3 protein-coding genes are annotated in these 5,149 nt (G+C 61.9%); all 3 read left to right on the forward strand.

From position 1 onward, the window contains the following. On the forward strand, positions 1-1,662 hold a 1,662-nt coding region (locus ACO59D_RS12755), incomplete at its 5' end, for a family 78 glycoside hydrolase catalytic domain (protein ID WP_485127310.1). Beyond that, a complete protein-coding gene (locus ACO59D_RS12760) occupies positions 1,652-3,178 on the forward strand; it encodes a glycoside hydrolase family protein (RefSeq protein ID WP_485127311.1) in 1,527 nt (508 codons plus the stop codon). The genes ACO59D_RS12755 and ACO59D_RS12760, both read left to right, overlap by 11 nt. Further along, positions 3,178-5,149 (forward strand): glycoside hydrolase family 3 C-terminal domain-containing protein (locus ACO59D_RS12765; protein ID WP_485127312.1); only part of this gene is annotated, 1,972 nt, incomplete at its 3' end. The genes ACO59D_RS12760 and ACO59D_RS12765, both read left to right, overlap by 1 nt.

Here is a 5,149-nt window from a genome sequence, read left to right on the forward strand (position 1 = left end):
TTTGACCTGGGCCAAAACATCGCAGGCTGGGTGGAGCTCGACTTCTTTGCCCACGAGAGGAAGCACGTGCTTCTGCGCTGCGGCGAGATGCTGGACGAGGAGGGCAACCTCACGCTCAAGAACGTCCAGTGCGCTCGCGAGGGCTTTGCCACGCCGCTGCAGCAGGTGGAGTACGTGTGCCGGGAGGGCCACAACCACTACTGCACCACGTTCTGTGTCTTTGGTTTCCGCTACGTGGAGGTCGAGACGGACGTACGGCTGGAAGAAGGTTCGCTCACGGCTATTGCGCTCTACTCGGATATGGCGCAGACCGGCAGCTTCAAGAGTTCGAACGAGCTCTTGAACCGCTTCTTTGAGGCCACCGTGTGGTCGACGAAGGGCAACTCGCTCGATGTACCTACAGACTGTCCCACACGCGAACGTCACGGATGGTCAGGTGACGCGCAGATCTTCTTCGAGACCTTCTCGTACCTCTTTGACTGTCGCACGTTCGAGCGCAAGTGGTTGCACGACCTGTTCGACGCCCAAGATAAGGATGGCAGGCTCACACAGATCGCGCCGTACGGCGGCGTGGACTCCTTTATGCGCTTCATGGATGGTTCAGTGGGTTGGGCCGACGCGGGCATTCTTATCCCGTACCGCTACTGGAAGCATTACGGGGACGATAGTCTTCTTTGCGAGTTCTATGAGGGTATGCGCCACTATGCCATGTTCATGATTGGACGCTGCGGGAAATACACGCCACTGCGGAAGCACGTGAGTCTTCCGGATGGACTCAACAAGTACCTGGTTAACTTTGGGCAGTCGTATGGGGAGTGGGCTGAACCGGAAGAGGTCTTTCCCAACGACTGGAAGAACACAGTGCTACCTCACCCCGAAGAGTCAACCGCCTACACCTCTTTTGTCCTTGGCATCATGGCGGAGATTGCGGATCACCTTGGGATGGGGGATGATAAGGCCCTCTTTGTCAAATATCACGACGGATGCAGGAGGGCGTACCAGAAACTGCTCACTCTTCCTGGGTATTCGCTCGACACCGAGCGTCAGGCGAAGCTCGTCCGTCCGCTCTACATGGGGCTTCTCGACGAGAAACAAGCTGCATATGCGCGCGAGCGCCTGGTGAAGGCATGCGAGAGCTACGGGTGGCGTCTGGGCACGGGGTTTCTCTCCACGCCGCTCATCCTGGACGTGCTTGCCGAGTATGACCTGGATGTCGCCTACCGCCTGCTTGAGAACGAGCGGATGCCCGGTTGGCTCTTCATGTCCAAAATGGGTGCGACCACGGTGTGGGAGTCGTGGGAGGGAACGCAGGCTCAAGGTGGTATCGCGTCGCTCAACCACTACTCTAAGGGCGCGGTGTGCGCGTGGCTCTTCCGCGTGATGTGCGGTATCAAGCCGGACGGTGAGCGGCACTTCACGGTGGCTCCGCGCCCAGGTGGGCACTTCACATACGCGCGGGCTGCCTACCAAAGCCCCTGTGGGCGTGTGGAGAGCGGCTGGGAGCACACCAAGGACGGCTGGCGCTTCCGGGTTGTGGTGCCGGTAAACGTCTGTGTGACCGTGGTGCTGCCGGACGGCTCCCGTCACGAGCTGGGCGCGGGTGCGCACGAGTTTGAGTGCGCGGCGGATGCCGAGGGGGAGGTTCTCAAAAATGTCCGCTAAGCCAGCCTATGCCTTGAACCCTTACCTTCCGGATGGCGTGTGCATCGCGGATGGGGAGCCGCACGTATTCGGCGGGCGGGTCTACCTTTTTGGGTCACATGATCGCGTAGCAGGTGACACCTTCTGTGAGCTCGACTACGAGTTCTGGTCGGCTCCGATTGACAATCTCTCGGACTGGAGCTGCCCAGGCATTGCATACTCCGCATCGCAGGATCCGGACTATTGCGAGGAAACCCCTTTTTTATTTGCTCTGGACGTGACGAGGGGAAACGATGGGCGGTATTACCTCTACTACATGCTGGCAGGGGAGCGGGGACGTCATGGATATCGAGGGACCATCCGCGTGGCCTCAAGCGATACGCCAGATGGGTGCTACTCTTTTCTTGGTTGCGTTCGCAGCCCGGACGGCACACCATTTCATGACTGTGTGCTCTTTGACCCAGCGGTCATGAACGACAGGGGTGTCATTCGTCTTTGCTTTGGCACCAGCTACTTCCTAGATGAGTGGACGCTTCCGCCCGTAAGCGCTATCGCTCGTTTCGTTGAGTCGAAGATTTTCGAGAGGCCTGTTTCGGCCATGCACATGGACGATGGGCCGGCGTCTGGGGCGTTTGAGGTGACGCTTGCGGACGATATGCTGACGGTCAACTCCGCACCTGCGCGGATAGCCCCAACCAAAACGTGGGGTACGTCGTGGGAAGACCATGCTTTCTTCGAGGGGCCATCGCTCAGGAAGTTCAACGATCTCTACTACTTTGTGTACTCGTCGAGGAACAACCACGAGCTCTGCTATGCCACAAGCCAGTATCCCGATAGGGACTTCGAATATCGCGGCGTCCTGATTTCCAACGGCGACATCGGATTCGAAGGACGGCCTGCAAGGAGCAGGGTAATGCTAACCGGCAACAATCACGGCAGCCTCGAGCAGATTGGCGATAGGTATTTCGTCTTTTACCACCGAATGGCGGAGCGATCTACCTATTCGAGACAACCATGCGCCGAGTTGCTCAGACTGTCGCCGGACGGGAGCATTTCCCAAACCCGCATGACAAGCTGTGGGCTCCAGGATGGGCCCCTTCCGGCAGAGGGTAGCTTCCCTGCAGGATGTGCCTGCGTACTCACGGACGGGGCTATGCCGCACCTCGTGAACGGCATAACGAACAGGGACATCCCCTTTGTGCAGCTCAACAGAACAGACGGCGGATATGTCAGCTCGTTGGCGGGGCTGCGCAATGGGGTTACCGTCGGATTCCGGAGCTTCTCGTTTGGGCCCGATTCTAGGGTCTGGATTGAGCTTCAGGGGGATTTCGAGGGAGAGGTCCGTGTTGCCAAATCCCTGGGGGCACCCTGTCTCTGCTCGGTTGAGGTGCAAGTCTTGCAGACTCCAAGCAAAATCTTGTTACAACCACTGAGACTATCTGGGGTGTCCGACATCTACCTTGAGTTTTGTGGTAGAGGAAGTTGCACGATGAGACAAATTGGCTTCAGCAAAGCTCAGACAGAGAAGAGACTGTAATGGATATCGATGAGGCCGCCGAAAGGGCCGTGGGTGCCCTGAACCAAGACCAGCTACTTGCCCTTGGCGTTGGTGTGGACTTCTGGCGCACGAAGGCGTATCCCGAGGCGGGGGTGCCAGCCCTCACGGTGAGCGACGGCCCCAGCGGGCTTCGCTACCAAAAGCCCGGCACCGACGCCAAGGGCATGACCGTCTCGGAGCCGGCAACCTGCTTCCCCGCGCTGGCGACGCTTGCCGCCACCTGGGACGCAGACGTTGCCGGGCAGGTAGGGCGCGCCATAGGGGCCGAGGCTCGTGCGCTTGGCGTGGGCGTTGTCCTGGGGCCGGGGCTCAACATCAAGAGAAGCCCGCTCTGCGGCCGCAACTTCGAGTACTTCAGCGAGGACCCGCTTTTGACGGGCACCCTGGCCACGCGCTACGTGCAGGGCGTCCAGTCCACGGGCGCGGGCTCGTGCATCAAGCACTTTGCCGTGAACAACCAGGAGTACAAGCGCTTCTCCAACGACTGCATCGTGGACGAGCGGACGCTGCGAGAGATCTACCTGCGTGCCTTTGAGATGGTGGTCCGCGAGGCCGAGCCCCAGATGGTCATGAGCGCCTACGTGATGCTCAACGGCATCTACTGCAGCGACAACAGCCATCTTCTGCGCGACATCCTGCGTGACGAGTGGGGCTTTGATGGCGTCGTGGTGACCGACTGGGGCGGCATGCACGATCGCGCTGCCGCCTACGAGGCCGGCTGCGACCTGGCCATGCCCGGTGGCGGCAGGCACCTGCAGAAGCAGGCGTCTGCTGCGCTGGCCTCGGGTAGGCTGCGCCGCGAGCGCGTGCTCGAGTCTGCCAGGCGTCTGGCCGCGCTGGCGATCGCGCATGCGAACGACGCGGAGGGAACGCCTGCCGTGGACGTTGCCGCCAACCGTGCGGTTGCGCGTCGTGCTGCCGCCGAGGGGCACGTGCTTCTCGCCAACAACGGCGTGCTCCCGCTTGCGGCGGGCGCGAGCGTGGCGCTTGTAGGGCAGCTGGCTGAGAAGCCCCGCTATCAGGGTGGAGGCTCCAGCCACATCAACGCACGGCATGTTTCAAGCGTGCGCGAGCTGCGTCCTGGCTGGTCATACGCCGCAGGCTATGACGCCCGCACCGGGGAGACGACGGATGAGCTGGTAGAGAAGGCCGTGTGCACGGCCGGTGAGGCGGACGTGGCCGTTGTGGTGGTGGGACTGCCCGAGACCATCGAGTCCGAGGGCTACGACCGAGATGACATGCGCCTGCCCGAGGGGATGGACCGGCTCGTGGCCGCCGTGGCCGCCGTCAACCCGCGCACCGTGGTGGTGCTGCAGTGCGGAAGCCCTGTCGAGATGCCCTGGGAGAAGGACGTTGCCGCGGTGCTGTACGCAGGTCTTGGCGGCGAGGCGGGTGCCGAGGCGACGGTCGACGTGCTCGAGGGCACGGTGAACCCATCCGGCAAGCTGCCCGAGACCTGGCCGCTGTGTGCGGGAGACGCTCCGTGCATGGGGTGGTGGGGCAACCCGCATCGTCAGTCGCAGTACCGCGAGGGCGTGTTTGTGGGGTACCGCTACTACCAGACCGCAGGCGTCCCCGTTGCGCACTGCTTTGGGCACGGGCTCTCGTACACGAGCTTCTTGTACGGTGACCTTGAGGTGGATGCCGCTAGCCGCACGGCGAGCTTTGCGGTCACGAACACCGGGAAGCGTGCTGGCGCGGAGGTGGCCCAAGTCTACGTTTGCGCGCCTGCGGATGGGGTGCCCCGGCCGCGCGTCCAGCTCGCGGGCTTTGCACGCGCGCCGCTTGCGCCGGGTGAGACGCAGCGTGTGAGCGTGGCGCTGGACGAGAGGTCCTTCTCCGCCTGGGATGGCGGCTGGAAGATCTCCAGTGGCATTTACCAGGTGTTTGTTGGTTCCTCAGTTGAGGACGTGCGGCTTTCGGGCACGCTGGAGGTGAAAGGCGCCGAGG

The sequence above is a fragment of the Tractidigestivibacter sp. genome (genome assembly GCF_057241865.1).

Excerpts from the sequence above, each read along its gene's own strand:
- ACO59D_RS12760 (WP_485127311.1), top strand. The coding sequence starts at position 1,652 with ATGTCCGCTAAGCCAGCCTATGCCTTGAACCCTTACCTTCCGGATGGC.